General features: G+C 35.6%; 15 protein-coding genes. 5 read left to right on the top strand and 10 right to left on the bottom strand.

The window, feature by feature from the left end; translation table 11 throughout:
• The first annotated feature begins 212 nt into the window (after window positions 1–212).
• A complete protein-coding gene (locus ACQ5J2_RS03250; RefSeq protein WP_432672270.1) occupies window positions 213–389 on the top strand; it encodes a hypothetical protein in 177 nt (58 codons plus the stop codon).
• Complete coding sequence (locus ACQ5J2_RS03245) at window positions 377–610, top strand: hypothetical protein (RefSeq protein ID WP_432672269.1); 234 nt, start codon at window positions 377–379, stop codon at window positions 608–610. The genes ACQ5J2_RS03250 and ACQ5J2_RS03245 overlap by 13 nt, the downstream gene beginning before the upstream one ends.
• 162 nt (window positions 611–772) lie before the next feature.
• Here ACQ5J2_RS03245 and ACQ5J2_RS03240 read toward each other — a convergent pair whose 3' ends face one another.
• The 5 genes from ACQ5J2_RS03240 to ACQ5J2_RS03220 form a co-directional block, all read right to left on the bottom strand.
• A complete protein-coding gene (locus tag ACQ5J2_RS03240) occupies window positions 773–907 on the bottom strand; it encodes a hypothetical protein (protein WP_432672267.1) in 135 nt (44 codons plus the stop codon).
• Window positions 908–997: 90 nt separating this feature from the next.
• Window positions 998–2,083 (bottom strand): biotin synthase BioB, encoded by a 1,086-nt coding sequence (gene bioB, locus ACQ5J2_RS03235; protein ID WP_432672266.1) that lies wholly within the window; start codon window positions 2,081–2,083, stop codon window positions 998–1,000.
• A gap of 315 nt (window positions 2,084–2,398) precedes the next feature.
• Window positions 2,399–2,851, bottom strand: a complete 453-nt coding sequence (locus ACQ5J2_RS03230) for a hypothetical protein (protein WP_432672265.1) — start codon at window positions 2,849–2,851, stop codon at window positions 2,399–2,401.
• Between the two features lie 106 nt (window positions 2,852–2,957).
• Window positions 2,958–4,268: an HTTM domain-containing protein gene (locus tag ACQ5J2_RS03225; RefSeq protein WP_432672264.1), complete on the bottom strand. Its 1,311-nt coding sequence runs from the start codon at window positions 4,266–4,268 to the stop codon at window positions 2,958–2,960.
• Window positions 4,269–4,270: 2 nt separating this feature from the next.
• Window positions 4,271–5,197, bottom strand: coding sequence for a bifunctional riboflavin kinase/FAD synthetase (locus tag ACQ5J2_RS03220; protein WP_432672262.1), 927 nt, complete (start codon window positions 5,195–5,197; stop codon window positions 4,271–4,273).
• A gap of 172 nt (window positions 5,198–5,369) precedes the next feature.
• Between ACQ5J2_RS03220 and ACQ5J2_RS03215 the strand changes: the two genes are divergently transcribed.
• The 3 genes from ACQ5J2_RS03215 to ACQ5J2_RS03205 all read left to right on the top strand — a co-directional run bounded on the left by ACQ5J2_RS03215 (window position 5,370) and on the right by ACQ5J2_RS03205 (window position 13,663).
• Window positions 5,370–8,654, top strand: coding sequence for a reprolysin-like metallopeptidase (locus ACQ5J2_RS03215; RefSeq protein ID WP_432672260.1), 3,285 nt, complete (start codon window positions 5,370–5,372; stop codon window positions 8,652–8,654).
• A gap of 113 nt (window positions 8,655–8,767) precedes the next feature.
• Complete coding sequence (locus tag ACQ5J2_RS03210; RefSeq protein WP_432672258.1) at window positions 8,768–11,458, top strand: reprolysin-like metallopeptidase; 2,691 nt, start codon at window positions 8,768–8,770, stop codon at window positions 11,456–11,458.
• Window positions 11,459–12,115: 657 nt separating this feature from the next.
• Entirely contained in the window at window positions 12,116–13,663 is a 1,548-nt protein-coding gene (locus ACQ5J2_RS03205) for a glycine--tRNA ligase (protein ID WP_432672256.1), read from the top strand.
• A gap of 70 nt (window positions 13,664–13,733) precedes the next feature.
• On the opposite strand, the gene ACQ5J2_RS03200 is transcribed toward ACQ5J2_RS03205, so the two are convergent.
• From ACQ5J2_RS03200 to ACQ5J2_RS03180, 5 genes are all read right to left on the bottom strand, one after another.
• A complete protein-coding gene (locus tag ACQ5J2_RS03200) occupies window positions 13,734–15,863 on the bottom strand; it encodes a prolyl oligopeptidase family serine peptidase (protein ID WP_432672255.1) in 2,130 nt (709 codons plus the stop codon).
• Between the two features lie 51 nt (window positions 15,864–15,914).
• On the bottom strand, window positions 15,915–16,274 hold the full coding sequence (locus tag ACQ5J2_RS03195; protein WP_432672253.1) for a DoxX family membrane protein: 360 nt from the start codon (window positions 16,272–16,274) through the stop codon (window positions 15,915–15,917).
• Between the two features lie 143 nt (window positions 16,275–16,417).
• Entirely contained in the window at window positions 16,418–18,625 is a 2,208-nt protein-coding gene (locus ACQ5J2_RS03190) for a TonB-dependent receptor (RefSeq protein ID WP_432672252.1), read from the bottom strand.
• Window positions 18,626–18,694: 69 nt separating this feature from the next.
• Window positions 18,695–19,036, bottom strand: coding sequence for a hypothetical protein (locus tag ACQ5J2_RS03185; RefSeq protein WP_432672250.1), 342 nt, complete (start codon window positions 19,034–19,036; stop codon window positions 18,695–18,697).
• A gap of 313 nt (window positions 19,037–19,349) precedes the next feature.
• Window positions 19,350–20,339, bottom strand: a complete 990-nt coding sequence (locus ACQ5J2_RS03180; RefSeq protein WP_432672248.1) for an aspartate-semialdehyde dehydrogenase — start codon at window positions 20,337–20,339, stop codon at window positions 19,350–19,352.
• Window positions 20,340–20,456: the final 117 nt, after the last annotated feature.

Raw genomic sequence — 20,456 nt, 5'->3', positions numbered from 1 at the left:
GTCTGGCTTTGAATGAAAAAGAGTGTAAAGCCATTTTCATTTATAAAATTACATAAAATAAGAATATGATTTACATACGGTTAACTTTTTTTTAAACCTGCTTTACCTAACCCAAATCAGCGTAACGTATTTTTGTTTAATTTAAAAGATTAGAATTAAAAATTTAAGTGAACCATCAAAAAATTAATTAACTTTGATAAAATTTCAATAAAATGAAAACAGCAACAGATAATAAAAAGACGTTATTGACTTCAAAACAGAAATCTGAAAAGGTTACTAATTCTTTGGAAACTAGTTCAATAAAAAATCAATTAAAAACGGCAATCACTGCTGAAGAATTAAAAAAACGTACTACTGAGTTTTTAACTGCATTAGATTGGAAAAAGTAGCCATCTATTATAAACCGGAAGTAGAGTTTTATATTAACGAACTAATCTTTATTCTATACAAAGATAATTACTTCAGTTTTTTAGAAAATGCAATAGAATATAAGGACAAGATTATTGATTTTGTTGAACGTAATATTACTTTTGTAGAAAATATGGTTCGCGCTATATTTTCTACAAAAGTAATGTTAGAACTACATGATACATTTTTTTTGAACAAATAGACAACCAATTCTTGATTACATTCGTGACAAATAATCATTCTGAACTTGCAAAATACATCTAATTTTATTGCAAAAAAACTCTCGATTTACCGAGAGTTCTTCCTAATTTTATTTTCAAATGAGCATGCGTCTGAATTTCTTTAATCCTACCGCTGCTTGAAATCAATCTTGTTTGTTTTTTTTATCTGAATTCATCATCATAAAAACGGCGGCAACTAATCCAATTATTACCAAACCAAAGACAAAAACCATTATAAATGTGCCGTTGTCCAATGAGAAAAGTGTCGTATCTTTCATATCTACTGAATTTTAATTATTTTTCAAATATATTATTCTGGGCAAACACTTTCAATGATAATTGTCATATTATTCGCTTTGGCAAAGAAATTACTTTCCTTTTCCCGAAGCTTCTAAGTTTCGTTCTATTTTATGTCCGGGACGCGTCCATTTTGGTTTCTCACCTAGAGTGGTAAACTCAGAATCGGCAGCTTCAACGGATTTTGGTTGCGAAACTTTCGTAAAAGGCTTTTGAGAATTCAAACCTAGTTTTTCAAACATTTTCATGTCTTCATTAACATCTGGATTGGGAGTTGTCAATAATTTGTCTCCCGCGAAAATAGAATTGGCTCCAGCCAAAAAGCACATCGCCTGACCTTCACGATTCATGTTCATTCGTCCTGCCGAAAGTCGTACTTGCGTTTGTGGCATGATGATTCTAGTTGTAGCAACCATTCGAATCATTTCCCATATTTCAACGGGTTTTTCCTCTTCCATTGGCGTTCCTTCCACGGGAACAAGCGCGTTAATTGGTACCGATTCTGGTTGTGGATTCAAGGTAGAAAGTGCAACTAGCATTCCTGCACGGTCTTCAATACTCTCTCCCATTCCAATAATTCCGCCGCTACAAACGGTAACATTTGTTTTCCGAACGTTTTCAATAGTTTGCAAACGGTCTTCGAAACCACGTGTCGAAATTACTTCTTTATAATATTCTTCCGATGTGTCTAAGTTATGATTGTAGGCATATAATCCGGCTTCCGCCAAACGTTTTGCTTGATTTTCAGTAATCATACCCAAAGTACAACATACTTCCATGTCCAATTTATTAATGGTACGAACCATCTCTAAAACTTGGTCAAATTCAGGGCCGTCTTTTACATTTCGCCAAGCAGCACCCATACATACACGGGATGAACCACCTTCTTTAGCCCTCAAAGCTTGTGCTTTTACTTGATTAACCGACATTAAATCGTTGCCTTCAATATCAGTGTGGTAACGTGCAGCTTGAGGGCAATAGCCACAATCTTCTGGGCAACCACCTGTTTTTATGGATAATAATGTGGAAACTTGCACCACATTTGGGTCGTGAAATTGACGGTGAACAGTAGCAGCTTCATAAAGCAAGTCCATAACGGGTTTGTTATAAATTGCGATTATTTCCTCTTTTGTCCAGTTATTTCTAGTACTACTCATGTTTACGTTTTATTAAAAACCCAAAAGTAAGGTTTTCTCTTTTAAGTAAAAAGTAATTTATTGATAAACAAATAAGAGCCACCTGGTATGTTTTGGAAACTCGTATTAAGTATTATTTCTAAATTATTAGAGGGGAAAGTTGAATATGGATTTAAAATTTGTATTTGTAAATAACCATAATCGTGCAGGAAAATGGTCATTCGCACTTGTAAATTAGCACAATCGTGCAGGAAGATGCTCATTTGCAATTTTACAGGGAGTGTTAAACGTAAAAACCCTCGATAAACGAGGGTTTTAAATTATAAAAAGGTTTTTTTAATCTACTTTATTGATGGTTTCTACTTTGTTTTTCCAAAACTGCATCAACACAAAAGTTATAATTACGGACGATGCTACAGATTCAAAAAGTAAACCTATAGTGTAATAAGAAACGTTTAAATCGCCTCCGCCAAATAAAAATCCTTTTGACAATTTGGACAAATATTCTTCTCCTCCTCTATATTGAATGTAGAAAAGCAAACTTCCCACACTCAAAATAGCACCTATCATAGAAGTTATAAATCCAGATATTAAGTTTTTAAAATATCCTCTGACGCCATCGTGATAATTTTGTTTAATGGTTAGGTTAATACCAAAAGCTACAATTAGAATATTAAATATTCGAAGATAAAACTGGTCGGCAAGTCCTAAATATTCGATGATTAAAAAATAAATGGCTATGCCAATAAAGATGATAAATCCGTTGATGAGTTCTCTTTTCAGTTTCATGATTTGATTTTTTAATTAGTGATTCAGTAACTAAAACTACAAAAATATATTAATTAATCGCTGTAATTAAGTTAGGATTTAATAAATAATTAATACAATACTGATTTTACTTGTATTCTTCGGGGACGATGACCCATTCATCATGACCAAAATAATTCCACTTTGCTGTAGAAAAATCTACATTTGGGTCAATGAAAGTTTGATAATAAGAACCATTTATGGATAATTTTGAATCTACATAAATAGCCACATGTTGGTTCTTTTCGGCAAATTCCTTTTTGATAATTTGTGCCATTTGCCAAATGCCATCGGGGTTGGCGGCCACAAAGTTTTGTTGTTTTCGCGTAAGCCTTTTTTTATAATTATAAGGAATGAGCGTATTAGTTTCTTTATCTATGATTCGGAAATGCGTTATTGCATGCCTGCTTCTCAGCATCATTCGCCAACTCAATCGATGTCCGTCTTCCGTCCATAAAACATCGTTTGGAATGAACCAATGGCGAACGGGTAAGACAAGTTGAATAATAAAGTAAGGAATAAAAAACCAAATCAGGAGTGGTTTCGTTTGATGAAAAGTTTCCTCGTTTTCAAACTTTGGTTTCTTTTTAAAAAATAATCGCCGGATAAAATCTGGTGGATAACAGAACACAATAAAACTCAATGCAAAGAAGGGAAAGATTCCTATTTGAAGAAAAATAGCATTAAACAAATGAAAGAACAATGCACTGATGAAAGCGATTGTTCTTGTTCTTTTATAGAGAAACAAAGGAATGATTAAAAAATCAAAAGCAATGCCTGAGTAAGCAATGAACAAATGAAAATTGTGGTGGTCGAGTAGTGGAGTCAAACTTTCGAAAGGACTATTTGAAAAAAGTAAACTTGGGAAAGTACCGTCCAGCCAATCGGGATAAAACTTGGCAGTAGCGGCAAAGAAATACATGATGGAAATCTGTCCAATCATCACCCATGAACACCATTGCGGCATTGATAAACGCTTGATTTCAGGATTGTTTTTAGCGTCAAGCGAAGCATATTTATTAGCTGGAAGAAAAAACATGATTAAACTAATCAATATTAAAAGGTAATAATGATTGTTGTAAGCCGATTTTTGCATGAAATAAACGCCAGACCATAATACGGTAAATGCCAAGACGCTCATGCGGTATTTATAACCCAGCATGACTGAAATACCAAGGATTCCCATCGCAATAAAATAGAGATACATGCCATTTCCAGGTAGCGGTTGCAGCCATTCGAGTCCAATGTGCGAAAAGGTAAATTCAGGTTCAATAAATACACGTTTGACCCACCCAGTTGCAATTGCCCCAAAACTTTCGAGGGCGAGAAGCAGTCCAAAAAAGATTCGGAATATAATTAAGGGTGCATTGTCAATGGATTTGTAAAGTTGAAAACGCATATTTATTCATTTTCAAAAAGTTGGCGAGCGAAAAGTTGGTCTTTGTGAAGTTGTGCCTTTAATTCGTCTACGGAAGCAAACTTTTGTTCGTCACGAATACGTTTTATCAATTCGACCCTAATTTTCTGACCGTATAAATCTTCGTCAAAGTCAAAAAGATGTACTTCAATAGAAAGTTTTTGACACTCAACAGTAGGGTTTGTGCCAATGTTCAGCATGCCGTGTATTATTTCGTTTCCAACAAAGCACTTGACGGCATAAACACCAATAGCAGGAATTAATTTGTAAGATTCTTCTATTTTTAAATTTGCTGTGGGAAAACCAATCGTTCTGCCCAACTTTTTTCCATGAATTACAGTTCCTGAGAAGAAGTAGTTGTAGCCAAGATATTCATTTGCCAAAGCAATTTTTCCTTCAATTAATGCGTTCCTGATTTTGGTGGAACTGATGGAAACTTCGTCAATTTCTTGAGCTGAAATTTGCTCTACGTCAAAACCATATTCTTTTCCAAAAATGATTAAATCATCAATATTTGCAGTACGGTTTCTGCCAAAGCGGTGGTCGTGACCAATGATTATTTTAGTGATATTAAAAATATCAACTAATATGTTTTTTACAAATTCCTCTGCTGTTAGCCGCGAAAAAGCTTGATCAAACGGATGAACGATTAAGTTTTGCAAACCTGCTTTTTCTAATAAATGGGTTCGCTCAGCAATAGTGTTGAGCAGTTTAATGTCTGATTCCTCTTGCAAAACCATTCGGGGATGCGGAAAAAATGTAAGTACTAAGCTCTGTTCTTCTTCAGAACTTGCATTTAGCAACCGCTCAATAATTTTAGTATGTCCGATGTGAACGCCGTCAAAAGTTCCTAAAGTAAAAACTGTTTTGTTGGAGGTCGTGAAATCGTGTATAGAATGGTAAATGTTCAAAATCGCTATTTTATTGCCAGCAAATTTAAGCGATACAATCCATAAATGAAATCATAACGTACATATTTTAGAGTTTAACATACTTTATACAATTAAAAAGACTCATAAAAGTAAGTTATTCCTATATTTGGCACCTTACTATTTCGATTTATTCGATTTTAAACCTACAATCATGAAGAAAATTACATTTTTAATTATTGCACTTTTTAGTCTGTCATTAAGTTTCGGTCAAGCAGGTTGGACAAAAATCGACGAAGGAAAAGTCAGTAATTTGGAAAAAGTAAATAGAAGTTCGGAACCCAGTACCTATCAATTGTTTCATTTGGATTTAGATGTTTTCAAAGAACAGTTAGAAGGAGCTCCTGTTAGAGGTGCGTTTTCTGGACGTTCCAAACAACTGATTTACCTTCCTACTGAAGACGGAAATTTAGAACGCTTTTATGTAATGGAAACTCCCATTATGGAAGATGGTTTAGCACGAAAATATCCGATGATAAAATCATATGCTGCTCAAGGAGTTGATAATCCTTCATCTATAGCTCGATTTTCAATAACTCAGTTAGGATTGCATAATATGACGATGACACCGGGAAAAAGTATTTCATATATTGACCCTTTCACAACTGATTTAAATAATTATATTATTTACACAAAAAGTTCAATTGCAAATACGCCACAAGATTTTGAATGTTTAACTTCTGATGAGGTAGCGTTGCCTAGTTTGCAAAACGAAATATTGTCTGTAAATGCAACTGATGATAGTAACTTAAGAACTTATCGTTTGGCACTATCTTGTACAGGTGAATATGGAGCATTATTTGCGGGATTGGGAACACCACAACAGAAAAAAGCAAATATTCAAGCACAAATGGCGGTTACTATGACTCGTGTAAATGGAGTTTATGAAAGAGATTTAGCGATTACTATGATTTTTGTAGCAAACAATGATTTAATTATTTACTATACGGCTTTCAATGACCCTTGGACTGGCGAATACAATGTAAAAACTGGGCAAACCATTGATGCTGCAATCGGTTTTTCAAATTATGATATAGGTCACAATTTTAATACGAGTGGTGGAGGAAATGCTGGATGTATTGGTTGTGTTTGTAGCACAAATACTAATCCTTTTGGACAAAATTCTACACACAAAGGTAGAGGTTTTACAGGTCGCTCAAATCCAACAGGTGATGCTTTTGATATTGATTATGTGGCACACGAAATGGGTCATCAATTTGGAGGATTTCACACTATGGCAAGTTCCAATTGTTTTTCTGGAGATGGAACAACGGAAGTAGAGCCGGGAAGTGGATCTACAATTATGGGATATGCTGGAATTTGTGCAGGAAATGTGCAATTTAATAGTGATGCTTATTTTCATTATGTCACTATTAGAGATATTTCTAATAATATAAAAAATGGAGTAAGTTCAACTTGTGCACAAATTACTTCTTTAAGTAATGTTGCGCCAGTTATTAATCCCGTTCGTGATTATGTAATTCCAATTTCCACACCATTTGTGTTGACAGGAAATGCTTCAGATGCTGATGGAGATGTTTTAAATTATACTTGGGAACAAAATAACCCTGAGAATTACAGTCAAGCAACTACGGCACCAAATCAAAATAAAACCACAGGACCACTTTTTCGTTCCATTGAAGGTACAGTCAATCCTTCCAGATTTTTTCCGGCAAAAGAAACTATATTATATGGATTAACGTCCAATCAATGGGAAGTTTTGCCTGCAGTATCACGAATTATGAAGTTTGCATTAACCGTGCGAGATAATGTAGCAGGTGGAGGTCAAACAGCATCTGATGAAATGCAAGTTACAGTTTCAAATAATGCAGGTCCTTTTGCTATAACTTCTCAAAATGCATTTGTATCTTATCCAGCAGGAACAAATCAGACGATTAGTTGGAATGTAGCTTCAACTCATCTAGCACCTGTAAAGACGCCATTTGTAGATATTTATTTATCAACCGATAACGGAGATACGTTTCCAATTCTATTAGCGAGTAAAGTGCCAAATGACGGTTCAGAAATTATAACAATTCCTAATTTACCCGGAGCTTTTAACCGTATTATGGTAAGAGGATACGACAACATTTTCTTAGATATTTCAAATGTTTCGTTTACAATTATCGAAGCGACCAATACTTTTGCTCTTTCTTTTTCAGGAATTCAAGGAGAACAAAATAAATCAATTTGTAAAGGAGGTTCATTAAATTATACATTGCCATTCGCGACTTATGGAAGCTTTAATGCAGCTACAAATTTCACAGTAAATAATTTAGCTGTTGGAGTTACGGCAATTTTTGCACCAGCTTCGGCAACCCAATCTTCTAATGTAGTATTGACACTTACTGCAACTACTAATGTTGTGCCTCAAATTTACACCATAAACGTACAAGCTACTTCAGGAAGTTCCGTTAGAAATGTAAATCTCTATGCAAATATCTTAAACAATGATTTCTCAGAAATCACTACAACCAGTCCAACAAATGCACAAGTAGTTACACCAGAGGTTGTCAATTTTAATTGGACGGCTTCTATTGGAGCTACAATTTATGGAATTCAAATTGCTACAGATTCAAATTTTACTGAGATTGTGGAAGAAGCAACAGTAGCAACTAATGCGTATTCATCTACGAGTTTAGAAAGCCTTAAAACTTATTTTTGGCGTGTTCAACCTAAAAATGAAGGTTGTTCAGCTTCCTTTGGAAATGCATCCACTTTTTCAACTACTTATTGTGAATTTGGGGCTTCAGAGAATATTCCGGTAACTATTCCCGTTTTAGCAGGTACGGTCACTTCAACACTTTCTATTGATGAACTTCATAGTGTAACCATAAATGATTTAAATGTACAGTTGAATATTTCGCATACTTATGTATCTGATTTGAATGTCAAATTAACGAGTCCAAATGGTACAGAAGTACTATTGTTTTCTAATAAATGTGGATCGAGTGATAACGTAGTCGCTACATTTGATGATGCAGGAACTCCATTAATTTGTGGTATAAATCCAGCGATTTCGGGAGCTTTTATCCCTTCACAGCCACTATCGTCTTTAAATGGGCAGGTTTCGCAAGGTGTTTGGACACTTACCGTTACTGATGCTGTTAATGAAGATGGAGGAACAATTAATAATTGGGGAATTAGCTTTTGCAGTTCATCCGCTCCATTAGAAGTTGCTAAAAACCAATTGTCAGATTTGATGGTTTATCCAAATCCAAACAATGGAAATTTCAATGTTCAATTTAAAAATGCAGCTACTGATACGGTAGAATTGAATATTTATGACATGAGTGGTCGTATTATTTTTAAAAGAGCTTATAGCAATCAAGGTGATTTTAATGAAAATGTGCAGTTGAATATGATTCAGTCAGGCGTTTATTTAATTTCAATTTTCGATGGAGAACGTACGCAAGTAAAACGAATCATCATTGAGTAATTCCATACGAATCAAACAAGAAAAAATCCAAGTAGTGCTATTGGGTTTTTTTAAAAAAATATAGAAAACAACATTTTAAATCACTAACTTTGTGAATCTAATAACTTTACCATATGAATAAGAAACTATTACTAAATTTAATTTTGATTTTTACTATTGGATTAGTGAATGCTCAAAATTCACTGTGGACAAAAACCAGTGAGACACGTCTGGATGCTCAACAAAAATTTGAAAGAACATCTGGCCCTAAACAGGCGGATTTTTATACACTTAATTTTGAAGCGATGAAAGCCGTACTTCAAAACGCACCTACTAGAGATTTTTCAGGTGCAATTTCTTCAACAAATGTTAGCTTTCCGAATGCCAATGGGGTTTTGGAACAATTTAGCATTTATGAATCATCAGTGATGGAGCCAGAATTGGCGGCAAACCATCCCGAAATCCAGTCTTACGTAGGACAAGGAATTACTAACCGTTCTGCGAAAATTTATTTGACTACTACCGTTTTCGGACTTCATGCAATGATTTTGTCTGATAAAGGAACTTATTATATTGATCCTTTTACAACTAATTTGCAAGGTTATATTGTCTATAACAAGGCGAATTTAACTACTTCAAAATCGTTCACGTGTTATAATACTGACGAACCTGAAGATGAAATGCAAATTGGAACCAACTCAGCAATGATTTCGGACGGACTTTTCAGAACCTATCGTTTAGCAATGGCATGTACAATTGAATATGCCGCTTACCATGTGAATGCTGCAATTAATGCTGGAACAATCTCTTCTGGAGCTACTGAAGCACAAAAGAAATCAGTTGTTTTAGCAGCAATGAACGTTACTGTAAGTCGTGTTAATAGTGTTTATGAATCAGATATGTCATTAAAAATGCAATTAGTTGCAAATAATGAAAGTATTATTTTCATAACATCAGACAATTTTGAGAATAATAGTGCAAATATCTTGATTAACCAAAGTCAGTCAGTAATTGATGCGACAATTGGTGCCTCAAATTATGATATCGGACACACAGTAAGTACGGGTGGCGGCGGATTGGCTCAATCTCCATCAGTTTGTACTTCAGGAAAAGCAAGAGGAATTACGGGTTCTCCAGGTCCAGTCGGAGATCCATTTGATATTGATTATGTAGCGCACGAAATGGGACATCAGTTTGGTGCATCTCACACATTTAATAATTCATGTGGAAATAATAGAGCACCTGCACAAGCTGTAGAGCCAGGAAGTGGAAGCACAATTATGGCTTATGCTGGAATTTGTGCACAAAATGTTCAAGGAAACTCGGATGTGTACTTTCATGCAGTTAGTATTGGACAAATGTCCAATAATATTACTCTATTTGGCGGTAATTGTGCCGCATCAGTAGCGAGTAATAATGCTACACCTGTGGTTGAAAACCTTACTAATTATACAATTCCAAAAGGAACTCCGTTCGTTTTGACAGGTGCAGCTACGGATGATAGTGCTTCGGCAATGACTTACTGTTGGGAACAAACGAACCCTGGAGCGTCAACAGCTATTCCGAGTGCTACTGCAATGACTTCTAATCCTAATTTCAGAAGTTTTACACCTATACTTTCACCAAAACGATATTTTCCTTCAATCCCGAATTTGCTTGCTGGAAATTTAAGTTCAACTTGGGAAGTAATTCCAAATGTGGGAAGAACAATGAATTTTGGTTTAACGGTAAGAGACAATAGTGTGCCAAACGGAGGTCAGTCAAGTCGTAAAAACATGACGGTTACTTTTAATGCAAGTGCTGGGCCATTTAAAGTTACTTCACAATCTACTAATACAACTTGGTTACCTAATCAATCGCAAATTATTACTTGGGATGTGGCGGGAACGACATCAGCTCCAGTAAGTACTGCTAATGTGAAAATTTTACTTTCGACGGATGGTGGATATACGTATGATACCGTTCTTTTAGAAAGTACTCCAAATGATGGCTCACAAGCGATTACAGTACCGAATGTTTCTGCTCCTTTTTGTAGAGTTATGGTACAACCAGTAGACAATGTTTATTTTGCAATAAATTCTGCAACGTTTACAATTGGAGAATTTACTACTACATGTGTAACATATAATAATGTTATTCCAACGGTAATACCTGATGGTGCTGGTCCTAATATGGGAGGTGCAATTGGTACATCTGTGATAAATGTTCCAGTAAATTATATCGTTTCAGATGTAAATGTTGGAGTGAATATCTCTCATTCTTATATTGGTGATTTAAAACTTACTTTAAGACATCCAGACAATACAGGAGTAGTATTGGCAGATCGTATATGTAACACGGGTCCAAATACCGGAATAATTGCTACAATCCAAGATGGTGGAGGTGTAGTAAATTGCAGTAGCCCTGTAACTGGCAGTTTCAGTCCAACAGATTTTTTAAGTACTTTTAATGGAAAAGCTACAAATGGAAACTGGACGCTAGAGTTTCAGGATTTTTATAATGTTGATCAAGGAACTTTAAATAGTTGGTCGATAGAAGTGTGTTACCTTGTAAATTTAAGTGCACAGCAATTTGAATTAAACAACCTAACTATTGCTCCAAATCCTAACTCAGGTAATTTTAATGTAAAATTCAATTCGACTTCTAATCAAGATGTTCTAATTAGCGTGTATGACATCAGCGGAAGACAAATTTTCGCAAAATCATACCCTAATCAAAGTGTTTTCACGCAAAACATTCAGTTGGATAATGTGCAAGCTGGTGTTTATTTGGTAAACGTTCAAGACGGAACCCAGAAATCAGTTAGAAAGATTGTGGTACAATAAGTAAAGAATTAAAATGCATACTAAACCGTCAAGATTCTTGGCGGTTTTTTTATGCCCTTATTTTATTTGACGTAATAACCAGTGCCGCTTAGGTTTAATACAACGGTGGCACTGCATTGAGGCAGACTTATTGAGGAGCCGCACTCTGTGGGAAGATCATAAACCTAGCGGAAAGGATAGATAAGGCCTTCCTTTACGCTAATAACTACTAATTTCTACAAGTCAATTAGCGGGGGAAGTAATTTAATTGAGTAAATTTATATGCTGATTAACGCGGGAAGTAATCTATTACTTTTATTTATATGGGCATTCATGGGAGAAGTAATTTCATTGAGTAAATTTATATGATGATTAACGCGAGAAGTAATCCCTTACTTTTATTTATATGCTGATTAACGGGAGGCATAATATTTTTACTTTATTTATATGCCTTTTATTAGGAGGAATAATACGTTATAAGTATTTACACAACAGTTAATGGGTGGCATAAAATGTCAATTTTAATTATACGAATCTATGGCATTTGGACTAAATAAGGCTTAAGCTCCCGCCAAAATCAATTTGGCTTGACCAAAAAGGAAAGGTTCAGTCGCTCAAAGTTAGTTTTTCACACAAACCTTACCTATAATTCAATCAATTTTATACTTTTGCAACACTATGGCAAAACAAGAAGATTTATTCAAAAATGTAGTTTCGCACGCAAAGGAGTACGGATATATTTTTCCGTCAAGCGAAATTTACGATGGTTTAAGTGCAGTTTACGACTATGCACAAAATGGAGTGGAGTTAAAGAAAAACATCCGTGACTACTGGTGGAAATCAATGGTGCAAATGCATGAAAATATCGTGGGCCTTGACGCTTCGATATTGATGCATCCTACCACTTGGAAGGCTTCCGGACACGTAGATGCTTTTAACGACCCGTTAATAGACAACAAAGATTCTAAAAAAAGATACCGTGCCGATGTTTTAATTGAGGATTATGCCGAAAAATTAAACCAGAAAGCCGAGAAAGAAATCGAGAAAGCAAGTGTGCGTTTTGGCGAAAGCTTTAACAGAGCCGAATATGAAACCACCAATCCTCGTGTGATGGAATACCTTGCTAAAAGGAAAACCATTTTAGCCCGAATGGGGAAATCATTAGGCGACGGTGATTTAGCCGACGTAAAAGCCTTAATCGAAGAACTAGAAATTGCCGACCCAGAAACGGGTTCGAAGAACTGGACAGAGGTGAAGCAATTCAACCTAATGTTTGGAACAAAACTTGGTGCATCTGCCGAAAGTGCGATGGACTTATACCTGCGTCCGGAAACGGCTCAGGGTATATTCGTTAACTTCTCTAACGTACAAAAATCAGGTCGAATGAAGATTCCGTTTGGTATTGCACAAACCGGAAAAGCCTTTCGTAACGAGATTGTAGCGCGTCAATTCATCTTCCGTATGCGTGAATTTGAACAAATGGAGATGCAGTTTTTTGTGAAACCAGGCGAAGAGATGAAATGGTACGAATATTGGAAAACCACCCGTCTAAACTGGCATTTGTCTTTAGGCTTGGGCGAAAAAAACTACCGTTTCCACGACCACGACAAGTTGGCTCATTATGCCAATGCAGCTGCTGATATCGAGTTCAACTTCCCATTTGGTTTCAAAGAATTAGAAGGAATTCACTCGCGTACTGATTTCGATTTGAAAGCACACGAAGAGTTTTCGGGTAGAAAACTACAGTATTTCGATACCGAAGAAAATAAAAATTACACACCTTACGTAGTAGAAACATCCGTAGGTTTAGACCGTATGTTCTTGTCTGTTTTCGCAACTTCATTGCAAGAAGAAGTTTTAGAAGACGGTTCAACACGAACGGTATTGAAACTACCATCAGTTTTAGCGCCAACAAAAGCAGCTATTTTACCATTAATTAAAAGAGATGGATTACCTGAAATTGCCAAGCAAATCATGTCCGATTTAAAGTGGGATTTCAATGTAGCTTATGATGAAAAAGATGCTGTAGGGCGTCGTTACCGTCGTCAAGATGCTTTGGGAACGCCTTTCTGTATCACGGTTGACCATCAAACGATAGAAGACCAAACGGTAACCATTCGTCACCGAGATACAATGAAACAAGACCGTGTGGCAATCGCTGATTTGAGAGACATTATCGAGAATGAAGTTTCGATGAAAAACTGGTTGATGAAGATTGGGAAGTAGATTTCCAACGTACATAAAAAAGAAACGGAGACACTAAAGTCTCCGTTTTTTTATGCTTAATTTTGAATCCTTACTTCTTGTTCGGTAATTCAGAATAACCCATGTTGTATAAAGTAAACGCTTGAATATCGGCTGCTTCTTCAATGGTTTTCGAAACCGGTTTCCCAGCTCCGTGACCTGCATTGGTTTCAATTCTGATTAAAACTGGATTAGTTCCCGTTTGTTTCGCTTGCAATTCGGCAGCAAACTTAAAACTATGTGCCGGAACAACTCTGTCATCGTGGTCGCCTGTCGTTACTAGTGTTGCTGGATAACTCACACCTGCTTTTACATTATGAACCGGAGAATATTTCAATAAATAATCAAACATTTCCTTGTTGTCTTCTGCAGTTCCGTAATCGTAAGCCCAACCTGCACCTGCGGTAAACGTATGGTAACGCAACATGTCTAAAACTCCAACTGCCGGAAGTGCTACTTTCATCAATTCTGGTCGTTGTGTCATAACAGCACCCACTAAAAGTCCTCCGTTTGAACCACCGCGAATCGCTAAAAAGTCAGATGAGGTGTATTTTTGTGCAATCAAATATTCTGCAGCAGCGATAAAATCATCAAACACGTTTTGCTTTTTCATCTGGATTCCCGCATCATGCCATTCTTTCCCGTATTCACCACCACCTCTCATATTGGCAACCGCATAAACACCGCCTTGTTCCAACCAAACCGCATTTGCAATGCTAAATGAAGGCGTTAAACTGATATTGAATCCTCCATAACCATATAAAATAGTTGGGTTCTTACCATTTAGTTCTGTTCCTTTTTTATAAGTAATAATCATCGGGATTTTCGTTCCGTCTTTCGAAGGATAAAATACTTGTTTGCTTTCGTAATCTGCACCGTTAAAATCTACTTTTGGTTTCTGGTATTCTTTAGAAGTTCCTGTTTTTGGGTCAAAAGAATAAATAGAGCCTGGCGTAATGTAATTGGTAAACGAATAATACAAAGTAGTTTCATCTTTCTTTCCACCAAAACCACCTGCAGAACCAATACCTGGCAACTTGATTTCACGAATTAATTTTCCGTCGTAATCGTATTGTTGCAGGAATGACACTGCATCTTTCATGTAATTGGCAAAAATAGAACCACCACCTGTTGAGATGGAAAGTACATCTTTGGTCTCATTAATAAATGGTTTCCAGTTTTCCGGAGTAGGATTGGAAGCGTCCACCGTCACTACTTTCTGGTTTGGAGCACCCATATCAGTTGCTATAAATAATTTGGAACCCACATTATCAATAATCGAATTGTCGCTATCGAAATTATTTACAACGGTAACGATTTTGCTGTTGGGTTGTTCCAAATCTTTGATGTACAATTCATTTCCATACGTAGAAGTGGATGCCGAAATAATCAAATAACGATTGTCTTCGGTAACTCCACCACCTACATAGCGGCGTTTTTCGTTCAATCCAAAAATAACTTTATCGTCTTTTTGAGCTGTTCCTAACTTGTGGAAATACAATTTATGTTGGTCGGTTTTCGCCGAAAGTTGACTTCCTTTTGGCTTGTCGTAACTTGAATAATAAAAACCGTCATTCTTATACCATGAAATACCGCTGAACTTTACATCTAGGATTTCTGTTTCCAATTTTTCTTTGGTAACGGCATTCAAAATAGTAATGGTATTCCAGTCGCTTCCTGCTGCAGAAGTGGAATAAGCGACTAATGAACCGTCTTTAGAAAACGAAACATTTGCCAAAGAAGTGGTTGCATCATCCGAAAACCCATTTGGGTCTAGGAAAACTTCTTCTTTTCCGTCCTTATCTTTTCGGTACATAACCGATTGATTTTGCAAACCGTCATTTTTATAGAAATAAGTGTAATCACCTTCCTTGAATGGAGCGGAGATTTTTTCGTAGTTCCATAACTTCTCCATTCGGTCTTTCAAGGCTTTTCTGAACGGGATTTGTTCTAAATAGCCAAAAGTCACTTCATTTTCTGCTTTTACCCAAGCGGCAGTTTCCTCAGATTTGTCGTCTTCAAGCCAACGATAAGGGTCTTTGATTTCAGTTCCGAAATAATTAGTAACGGTATCTACCTTTTTTGTTTCAGGATAAGTTACTGCAATTGTCGTTTTTTTCTCTTCTGTTTTACACGAAAGCATTGTGGTTAAAACAACCATTGTGATGAATGTTTTTTTCATTTAAAAAAAGTTTTTTGATTCTTACAAATGTAGAGAAATCCGATGATGATATTAGTTAAAAAGTGGTGCATATTGACGTCGTTGTTTATATAGCAAGATTCCGTTAAGCGTTGCTACTAAAATAGCAGGAAGTATTCCTTGAAAGTTTAAGTAGATGTGAAATAATAAAATATTTAATGAAAGTGGAACTAATAAAACTAGAGCAAATGCCACCCATTTATTTGAAAGTAAAAGAATCGCAATGATTACTTCTAAAGCTGCAACAACAGGGAAAATGTAATCCACTTGACCGAAGGATTCAATCAAATTGTCAGCAGGAGTTGGAATAATCTTTAAAATTTTGTTGAGCCCAGATATTAAAAGTATTATTCCGAGAAGGATTCGGGTAATTTTAGTAAATTGTGAATTCATATTAAATAGTTTAAAGGATTAGTGATTGTCTAAAATTAACTAATTTTTTTGATATATATGATAATTTTACTGTTATTGTTTTAAGTAACAAAGCTGTTCAATAGTAATGAACAGCTTTGTACAAGAAATTTTCTGACTAAAGTCTAAAAAGAAAAGTCGATGCCTAGGCTAATATTTCTCCCAATATTAGGAACTCCGTCCGTTTTTAATCGTGACAAATGGGCTATGTATGTTTCATTGAATACATTATTGGCATTCACATTTAAGTCGAAGGTATTTTTACCCCATTTGACTTTTCCTCCTAATCCCAAATTTACTAACGTATATCCATTAGTACTGGTTTCAAAACCACTCACATTGGATTGATGAAACGTTTTTGAAACATTAAAAGTAGCAAAACCTTTCTCCAACCAGTTTTTGATATTAAATTCAGTTCGAATAGTGTTGTTCCAGTTGTTTGCTGGAATTAAGGGCAAGTAGTCACCGTTTTTCTTTTTACCAGTTACGTTTTCAAAACTAGATTCAAAACGCAACCAATCCAAAGGGTGTGGATGAAAATGCAAACCTATTTCGCCACCATACAATTGCGCATTATCTTGTGTATATTCAAAAATGGCGTTTTCATCACGTACTTCTCCTGTTGGCGAAGTGTAAATGTAATTGTTGATGTGGTTGTAAAATCCATTTACAAAAAACTCAAAATGACTGTTTTTATATTCAAAGTTTAAGTCGGTTTGCACATTTTGTTCGGTATTTAAATTTGCATTCCCAACTTCATAGCGATTCGTTCCTTCGTGAACGCCATTTGAAGTAAGTTCTGCTAAGTTTGGCGCTCTAAATCCTGAAGCTACATTAATTCTTGTAGTCAAATTTTGAGTCAAATTTGTTTTGTATCCCAACGAAGCATTGAAGCTGTCAAACGATTTATCTAATGCTGTAAATGAGCCTTCTTCTCCTAAAATTCCTTGTGCATCCGAACGTATTATACGGTTATCATAACGCAATCCCGCTTGAATCACATTCGATTTCCACTGATAATTCGTTGTTCCAAAAACACCAATATCATTTGTGGTAGCATTAGGAATTAAGTATTCTTCGCCTAAATTTGCATTCGTCTGGTGCATTCCTTGCATTCCAATAATGGATTCAAATTTTCCATAAACAGGCAAATGGTATTTAAGGTCATAGTTAAAAGTTTTTAATTTCATTCGCAATACTGCTACATCAGAATCCTCAAATTCACTTCTGTCGTTGGCGATGTAACCTAAATTAGCTTCCAATTTTGAATTTTGGAAGAAAAAAATATTATTCAAGCTGAACAAATGGTTGGAAACACCTTGACGAGGAAAAAGTGTCGTTTTACTTTCAGATTGTGCACCAATTCCATCTTCAGGAATGCCTAAATCAAGTTCGTTATAATTGTATCGCAACACACTCGAAAATTTGGAATTGTTATATCCAACGGCCGTTTTAAAATCTTTTTCATTGTATCGAGAATTGGTTACGCGTTCGTTATTTCCCGTTTTATAATCAGAATGCGTATCGTAAGTTCCACGTGCTAAAAATTTCCAATTCTCAGTTGAGGTTTTCAAACCTAATGACGAACTACTTCCTAAAGTATTTGAAAATAAACGCTGGCTAAAATCACCTTTAAATGTATTGGAGTTGGCAAATTTCTCAGGATTAAAATACAGAACGCCACCCATTGCATCCGAACCATACAGTAGTGAAGCGGGTCCTTTAATGACTTCGACACTTTCCACTCCAGAACTGTTTAAGCCCAAGCCGTGTTCGTCTCCAAATTGTTGATTTTCGATACGAACCCCTTGCGAATAAACCAAAACGCGATTGCCAGTTAATCCTCTAATAACTGGCTTCCCAATAGAAGTTCCCGTTGAAACTTGCGCAACTCCAGGAATTGTAGCTAAACCTTCAATAAGTGTTGTGGCTCCTTTTTGTTTCAAAGAAGCAACGGTTTCGCGTTCTACCTTCATCACATTTTGGGATTGTAGTTTGCTAAAACCTGTGGACACAATTACTTCGTCCATTTCGAAGTGGGATTCTTCTAAAACTAAATTCAATTTGCTTTCTTCTTGATTGATAAGAATGGTTTTATTTTGCGAAGTAAATCCGATAGAGGAGAAGCTGATTTTTAGTTTTCCACTTGGAATGGCATTGATTTCATAATACCCGTTCGCGTCAGTTATGGTGCTTTTGTGAATATCTGGAGCATAGACAGAAACACTTGGAATAGGAAGATTTTGAGCGTCAGTAACAGTTCCCGAGATTTTGTTTTGGGCTTGAGCCATAGCCGACAACCCTAAAATTAGGGCAATAATATATTTTTTCATGTAAAATGATTTATTGATAAATAGAAAGTTGTCTCTGAAAATTTCAAAGACATTAAATGGATTTCTGGTTTATGCAATAAATGTCGGAGGACCACGAAGGCTGAAAGAACTTCCTGAAAAAACGATTGGATTAACCGAAACAGGAAGTTGGTAAGGAAATTTTACAAGTTCAGAAACAAAGGTAAAAGAAGGTTTTTCGCCTGCTAGAAACGAACTAAAAGTAAACTCACAAACAAAACATTTCTCGTGATTGTGACCGTTTTGATGTAAATCATGGTCGTGAGAATCAAGTTGATGAACGGCAATTTCTTCGCCTAAAAAATGCTCATAAGAATGCAATGATTGAAACAGTATTGCGAACAACACTGAAAACATCAGGGACAAATTTATTAAAGCAAATTTTTTCTTCATTGGTTGCAAAGGTAGCATTTAAAGCAGAAGCTTACTTAGGATTAACAAATTTTAAGACTATCTGACTAAAATTAATTTAGAGATTTCAAACAAATTGCACGAATTAAACCATTAATGTATTTAATAATAGTGCTCAATATGGACTATAGTTTCAACCATTGTATAAAAATTAAAAGAAAAAACCGCGGTTGAAACCGCGGTCTATATTTTATATGCTATAAAGAATTACTATTAAATCTTATTAATCTGAAAAAATTCGTGACCCGAGAACTCTGCTCGAACAGACGAAGTAAATCTGTCTTAAAAAAACTTTTTAAACTAAATTATGTTCAACCAAATATTCCGCGATTTGAACCGTATTTGTCGCTGCACCTTTTCGTAAATTATCAGCTACAATCCACATGTTTAAAGTATTGGGTTGGCTTTCGTCTCTTCGAATGCGTCCCACAAAAACATCATCTTTCCCTTGTGCATATTTCGGCATCGGATACGTATAAGTGTCATTATTATCTTGAACCACGATACCTTCTGTTTCATGAAGAATTTGACGAACATCATTTACGTCAAAATCATTGGTAAACTCCACATTTACCGCTTCACTATGACCTCCAACAATCGGAACTCTAACAGCCGTTGCCGTAACAGCAATGGTTTTGTCACCTAAAATCTTTTGGGTTTCACGTACCAATTTCATTTCTTCTTTCGTATAGCCGTTGTCTTCAAAACTATCACATTGCGGAATAGCATTTCTATGAATCGGATATTTATAAGCCATTTCGCCCTTAATTCCAGCATACTCATTTTCCAGTTGTTGAACCGCTTTTACACCTGTTCCCGTAATAGATTGGTAAGTAGAAACAACTACTCGTTTGATTTTATATTTTTTATGCAAAGGAGCCAAAGTCAACACCATTTGAATCGTGGAACAATTTGGATTGGCAATAATTTTATCATCCTTAGTCAATTCATTTGCATTGATTTCCGGAACAATTAATTTTGTATTCGCATCCATTCGCCAAGCCGAAGAATTATCAATAACTGTTGTTCCAGCAGCTGCAAATTTTGGAGCCCATTCTAGTGATGTTTCTCCACCGGCTGAAAACAAAGCAATATCGGCTTTCATATCAACAGCAGTTTGCAAACCAACTACTTTATATTTTTTTCCGTTAAATTCGATTTCTTTTCCCACTGATTTCTCAGATGCGACAGGAATTAATTCTGTAACAGGGAAATTTCTTTTTGCCAAAACTTCAAGCATAACTTCGCCAACCATTCCGGTTGCTCCAACAACTGCAATTTTCATAATAAAGCGTTTAAATAAATTGTATCACAAAAGTAACTAATTAACTGACGTCAAAAACGAATTATTAAAATATAACAAAAAGTTATCAATTTAGTTTTAAACAAAAAAAACCGCCAA

Source organism: Flavobacterium sp. SM2513 (genome assembly GCF_050908145.1).
GTDB lineage: Bacteria > Bacteroidota > Bacteroidia > Flavobacteriales > Flavobacteriaceae > Flavobacterium.
This window is presented reverse-complemented; position numbering and strand designations above follow the sequence as displayed.

What these genes read in the sequence shown, in the direction of transcription:
- ACQ5J2_RS03250 (WP_432672270.1), top strand. Translation starts at nt 213, where the DNA reads ATGAAAACAGCAACAGATAATAAAAAGACGTTATTGACTTCAAAACAG.
- ACQ5J2_RS03240 (WP_432672267.1), bottom strand. Translation starts at nt 907, where the DNA reads ATGAAAGATACGACACTTTTCTCATTGGACAACGGCACATTTATAATG.
- bioB (WP_432672266.1), bottom strand. Translation starts at nt 2,083, where the DNA reads ATGAGTAGTACTAGAAATAACTGGACAAAAGAGGAAATAATCGCAATT.
- ACQ5J2_RS03230 (WP_432672265.1), bottom strand. Translation starts at nt 2,851, where the DNA reads ATGAAACTGAAAAGAGAACTCATCAACGGATTTATCATCTTTATTGGC.
- ACQ5J2_RS03225 (WP_432672264.1), bottom strand. Translation starts at nt 4,268, where the DNA reads ATGCGTTTTCAACTTTACAAATCCATTGACAATGCACCCTTAATTATA.
- ACQ5J2_RS03215 (WP_432672260.1), top strand. Translation starts at nt 5,370, where the DNA reads ATGAAGAAAATTACATTTTTAATTATTGCACTTTTTAGTCTGTCATTA.
- ACQ5J2_RS03210 (WP_432672258.1), top strand. Translation starts at nt 8,768, where the DNA reads ATGAATAAGAAACTATTACTAAATTTAATTTTGATTTTTACTATTGGA.
- ACQ5J2_RS03205 (WP_432672256.1), top strand. Translation starts at nt 12,116, where the DNA reads ATGGCAAAACAAGAAGATTTATTCAAAAATGTAGTTTCGCACGCAAAG.
- ACQ5J2_RS03200 (WP_432672255.1), bottom strand. Translation starts at nt 15,863, where the DNA reads ATGAAAAAAACATTCATCACAATGGTTGTTTTAACCACAATGCTTTCG.
- ACQ5J2_RS03195 (WP_432672253.1), bottom strand. Translation starts at nt 16,274, where the DNA reads ATGAATTCACAATTTACTAAAATTACCCGAATCCTTCTCGGAATAATA.
- ACQ5J2_RS03190 (WP_432672252.1), bottom strand. Translation starts at nt 18,625, where the DNA reads ATGAAAAAATATATTATTGCCCTAATTTTAGGGTTGTCGGCTATGGCT.
- ACQ5J2_RS03185 (WP_432672250.1), bottom strand. Translation starts at nt 19,036, where the DNA reads ATGAAGAAAAAATTTGCTTTAATAAATTTGTCCCTGATGTTTTCAGTG.
- ACQ5J2_RS03180 (WP_432672248.1), bottom strand. Translation starts at nt 20,339, where the DNA reads ATGAAAATTGCAGTTGTTGGAGCAACCGGAATGGTTGGCGAAGTTATG.